Raw genomic sequence first — 5,399 nt, forward strand, 5'->3', positions numbered from 1 at the left:
TTCTGGCGCTGTCCGGGCTGGAGTAAATGTCTCAGTTTAATCGACTACCGAGATTCCAGAAGAATCCGTCGGACAGTAGCAAATTTGCGCCAAGACTGTCGTTATCACGCGAACCGCTCCCCTTTCAAAGTTGCACATTCCCTAACATGTTCTCAATCCACGCCGTCTTTGACATCATGGCCTGGATGCGGAATGTTAAAAGGCGGAAAGCCAACAATGGGAGTTAAGTCATGACAATTTACAAGAGTAATGGCGATCGCGTTCCGGATCACATCCTGGCCATGGCCGAAGAAGCCAAGGCAGGCAAGGTGGACCGCCGCGAATTCCTGGCCATGGCCAGCGTCTTCGGCGCATCGACGGCAATGGCTTACGGCTTGCTCGGCCTCGCCGATCCGACGCCGGCGAAGGCCGAAGAGGTAAAGGGCAAGAAGGGCGGCACGCTGAAGATCGCCCAGTGGATCAAGGATCCCAAGGACCCGCGCAAGGCCGACTGGTCGGAAATCGCCAATGCCGAGCGCCAGGCGCTCGAGCCGCTGGTCAAGTACACGTCCGAATACACGTTCCGCCCCTATCTGCTGGAAAGCTGGGACGTCAACGACGATGCCACGCAGTACACGCTGCATGTGCGCAAGGGCGTCACCTGGTCGAATGGCGATGCCTTCACCGCCGCCGACGTCGTCTTCAACCTGAAGCGTTGGGCCGACAAGAAAGCCGAAGGCAATTCCATGCCCGGCCGTCTTGGCTCGCTGGTCAAGGACGACAAGCTCGACGAAAGCGCCGTGACCATGCCGGACGACCACACGGTCGTGCTGAAGCTCACCAAGCCGGACATCGCGCTGATTCCGAACATGTGCGACTATCCCGGCCTCATCGTCCACAAGACCTTCGATGAGAAGGGCGGCGACTTCAAGGCCTGCCCGATCGGCACCGGTCCGTTCGAACTCGTCTCCTACGATGTCGGTCAGAAGGTGGTCTACAAGCGCCGCACCGACGACAAGTGGTGGGACGGCGAAGTGTTCCTCGACGGCCTGGAATTCATCGACTACGGCACCGATCCAGCAGCCATGGTCAGCGCTTTCGAAGCCGGCGAAGTGCATACCAATTTCGAGACTTCGGCCGACTACGTGTCGATCCTCGACGGCATGGACCTGGTGAAGTCGGAAATCGTCACCGCGTCGACCATCGTCTGCCGCACCAACGTCAACAACAAGCCCTATGGCGACCAGAAGGTGCGCAACGCGCTGCAGCTTGCGGTCGACAACAATGTCGTCTTGCAGCTCGGCTACGGCAACGCCGGCTCGGTCGCCGAAAACCACCATGTCTGCTCGATCCATCCGGAATATTACGAGCTGCCCAAGGTTGCCCGTGATCCGGCCAAGGCGAAGGCGCTGATGGCGGAAGCCGGCCAGGCCGACTTCGAACACGAGCTGATCACGGTCGACGAAGACTGGCACAAGAACACCGGCGATGCGATCGCCGCCCAGCTGCGCGACGCCGGCATCAAGGTGAAGCGCACCGTTCTGCCGGGTTCGACGTTCTGGAACGACTGGACGAAGTATCCGCTGTCGATGACCAACTGGAACATGCGCCCGCTCGGCGTCCAGGTTCTGGCCATCGCCTATCGCACCGGCGAGGCCTGGAACGAGGCCGGCTGGTCGAATCCGGAATGGGACGCCAAGCTCAATGCGGCGCTCGCCGTTGCCGACGCCGCCAAGCGCAAGGAAATGATGAAGGACATCGAGCAGATCCTGCAGGATTCCGGCATCATGATTCAGCCGTACTGGCGCAAACTCTACAGCCACTCGGTCAAGGCGGTGCAGAACTACAAGATGCACCCGACCTTCGAGCGCGACTACGGCAAGGTCTGGCTCGAACAGGCTTGATCGCATCGACATGGGGGAAGGGGCTCGCTCCCTTCTCCCGCTCTTTGCATCGTCCGTCCCCGTTGGTCCGCGCTTTCTCAAAAAAGTTACGGACTCGCGGGCAAGGCCGTGCAACAAAACAGGGTTGATCGCATCCGAAGGCCTGTTTGACAGCCAGCTCCGCCGGTCACGGCAGGGTTGGCTTTCATAGCCGGCTCAAACCCCAACCCATCGGCAGGGGGCCGCCATGCTTTCCTTCGTTATCAGGCGTCTTGGCACCATGGCATTGACGATGCTGTGCTTGACCATGGTCGTCTTCTTCCTGATCAACCTCGAACCCAATCTGAAGAAGCTGGCGATCAGCCAGACCGAAATGCATACGTCGGCCGAGCAGCTCGAGAGCTGGCTGGTCAACCACGGCTATCGGCAGAACTTCTTCGTCCGCTATGGGCAGTGGCTGGGCGTGGTGCCCAAGCAACCTGTGACAGACCCGGCGACCGGCAAACCGGCGCAGCGTTTCTCCTTCTGCAATGATCCGCTCGTGCCGACCTTCGCCGGCGTTTTCCAGGGCGATTTCGGCTGCTCGACCAAGTTCAAGGCGACCGTCGCCTCAAAGCTGTTTCCGGCACTCGGCGCCACGGGCATCCTGATGTTCTGGGTGCTGGTGGTGATGGTGCCGATCTCGCTGCTGATCGGCATTATGGCCGGCATGCGCGAGGGGTCGCGAACCGACCGGGTGCTGTCCGTGGCGTCGATCGCTTCGACGGCGACGCCTGAATATGTGTCGGGCGTCATCTTCACCGTCATCTTCGCCTCATGGCTAGGCTGGCTGAACGGCTCGGCGGCTTCGGCCAGCCAGGGCATCACCTTCTATAATTTCACTTTGCCGGTAATGACGCTGGCGATCTACGGCATCGGCTATATTGCGAGGATGACGCGTGCTTCGATGGTCGAAGTGATGACGCAGCAATATATCCGCACCGCCAGATTGAAGGGCCTTTCCTTCGGCAGCGTCGTGGTCAAACATGCCTTGCGCAACGCGCTGATCGCACCGTTCACCGTCATCATGCTGCAATTCCCATGGCTGCTCACCGGCGTCGTCATCGTCGAGGTGATGTTTCGCTATCAGGGCTTCGGCTACACGCTGGTCGAGGCGGCCGGCAACAACGACATCGACCTTTTGCTCGGCTGCTCGCTGGTCTCGGTGTTCATCGTCCTGATCACGCAGCTCATTTCCGATGTCGGCTACGCATTTCTCAATCCGCGTATCAGAGTTCAGTAGGGAGCGAAGCGGATGCCGGTTCAATATATCAGTGGCTTCACCATCGTTCTCGAAGTGCTGTCGCGCTTCTGGCCGGTCTGGATCGCACTCGTCATCGTCATGGGCGCGAGCTTCACCTACAAGAAGAAGCTGGCGCTCTACGGCCAGCTGTTCGACAGCGGTGTCGGCATCGTCGGCGTCGGCATCTGCCTGTTCTGGCTGTTCACGGCGATCTTCGCCGCGACCATTTCGCCCTTCGACCCGCTGGCCCAGATTCCCATCATGAAGGATGTGCTGCCGGGCGCCGTCGAACCGAAATCGGGGCTGACCTATCTGTTCGGCGGCGACAAGCTGGCGCGCGACGTGTTTTCGCGCATGGTCTATGGCAGCCAGATCGTGTTGATCATCGCGCCTGCCGCGACCGGCTTCGCGCTGATGGTCGGCATCACGCTCGGCCTGCCCGCCGGCTATTACGGCGGCAAGATCGACACCGTGCTGTCGTTCCTGGCCAATCTCGTGCTGGCCTTCCCGGTCATCCTGCTGTTCTATCTTTTGGTGACGCCGGGCATCATGGATACGCCGATCCCCTATGGCATGGCCGGCGTGTTCTTCCTGTTCCCGATCATCTTCTTCAGCGTGCTGTTCTGGACCCGCTACAAGAACCGGCCCGACCGGCTATACATCCTGCTCGGCATCACCCTGATCCTCGGCGGCTGGATCTATGCCGGCCTGGTCTTCGACGCCGATCCGCTGAAGATCGTGCATATCGACCCCAACCAGCTCAACATCTTCGTGGCGGTGGTGTTCGCCTCCAGCCCCGGCGTGTTTCGCATCGTGCGTGGCCTGGTGATGGACATCAAGACGCGCGATTATGTGGCGGCGGCGCAGACACGCGGTGAATCGCCCTGGTACATCATGCTGTGGGAGATCCTGCCCAATGCGCGCGGGCCACTGATCGTCGACGCCTGCCTGCGCATCGGCTACACCACCATCCTGCTCGGCACGCTCGGTTATTTCGGCCTTGGCCTGGCGCCGGAAAGTCCGGACTGGGGCACCGCGATCAAGGACGCCAGCCGCCTGCTGCGCTCCTTCATCCACCCAGCGTTGCCGCCGACGATCGCACTGATGTCGTTCGTGCTGGGCTTGAACCTGCTCGCCGACTCGCTGCGCGAACAATCGATGAAAGACTGATCTCGCGGGTTTCGACCCGATGCGCCTGAGAGAAACAGGCCCGAAAGAACCAGGATTGGAGCGACCCATGAACGAGGCAGTTCGAAATCCCGCCACGCCAACCAATGGGCCGGCCAACGCGCCGATCATCGAGATCGAGAACCTGTCGATCTCCTTCTTCACCCGCAAGGGCGAGATCCCGGCCGTCATGGATTTTTCCTGCACCGTCATGCCGGGGGAGGCGATGGGCATCGTCGGCGAATCCGGCTGCGGCAAGTCGACCGTGTCGCTCGGCATCATGCGCGACCTCTCCAACATCGGAAAAATCGTCGGCGGCAAGATCAAGTGTCAGGGCAAGGACATGGGCGAGCTCTCCGACGAGGAGTTGCGCTCCATTCGCGGCAACAAGATCGCGATGATCTACCAGGAGCCGATGGCGAGCCTGAACCCGGCGATGAAGGTCGGCCAGCAATTGATGGAAGTGCCGCTGATCCACGACAAGGTGTCGAAGGAAGAGGCCTATAAGCGCGCGCTCGAAATGGTGCGCTCGGTCAAGCTGCCGGACCCCGAGCGTATGATGCGCTCCTATCCGCACCAGCTTTCGGGCGGCCAGCAACAGCGCATCGTCATCGCCATGGCGCTGCTGTCGAAGCCGGCGCTGCTTTTGCTCGACGAGCCGACGACGGCGCTCGACGTGACGGTGGAGGCGGGCATCGTCGACCTGGTCAAGGGGCTGGGCGAGAAGTTCGGCACGTCGATGATCTTCGTGTCGCACAATCTCGGCCTGATCCTCGAAACCTGCGACCGCATCACGGTGATGTATTCGGGCGAGGCGGTGGAGACCGGCAAGATCAAGGATGTCTTCGACAGGATGCGCCATCCCTATACGCAAGGGCTGTTCCGCTCGATCCCGCTGCCCGGCGCCGACAAGAATTCACGGCCGCTGATCTCGATTCCCGGGCAGCTGCCGCTACCGCACGAGCGGCCCAAGGGCTGCAATTTCGGCCCGCGCTGCCACCATTTCGTGGAGGGCGTCTGCAACGCCGCCGAAATCCCGATGATCGAGGTCGCGGGTCACGAAGGCCATTTCTCGCGCTGTGTGCGTT

4 protein-coding genes are annotated in these 5,399 nt (G+C 61.0%); all 4 read left to right on the forward strand.

The window, feature by feature from the left end; translation table 11 throughout:
• The first annotated feature begins 230 nt into the window (after positions 1–230).
• The gene (locus EN964_RS23030; protein WP_127269355.1) at positions 231–1,883 is read left to right on the forward strand and encodes an ABC transporter substrate-binding protein; all 1,653 of its coding nucleotides are present in this window, start codon (positions 231–233) and stop codon (positions 1,881–1,883) included.
• Between the two features lie 226 nt (positions 1,884–2,109).
• Positions 2,110–3,144, forward strand: coding sequence for an ABC transporter permease (locus tag EN964_RS23035; protein ID WP_127269356.1), 1,035 nt, complete (start codon positions 2,110–2,112; stop codon positions 3,142–3,144).
• A 12-nt stretch (positions 3,145–3,156) separates the two neighbouring features.
• Positions 3,157–4,314, forward strand: a complete 1,158-nt coding sequence (locus EN964_RS23040; RefSeq protein WP_127269357.1) for an ABC transporter permease — start codon at positions 3,157–3,159, stop codon at positions 4,312–4,314.
• A 67-nt stretch (positions 4,315–4,381) separates the two neighbouring features.
• A partial coding sequence (locus EN964_RS23045) for an ABC transporter ATP-binding protein (RefSeq protein ID WP_164775942.1) occupies positions 4,382–5,399 on the forward strand: 1,018 nt, incomplete at its 3' end.

It is taken from the genome of Mesorhizobium sp. M7A.F.Ca.CA.001.10.2.1 (assembly GCF_003998575.1).
Taxonomy (GTDB): Bacteria; Pseudomonadota; Alphaproteobacteria; order Rhizobiales; family Rhizobiaceae; genus Mesorhizobium.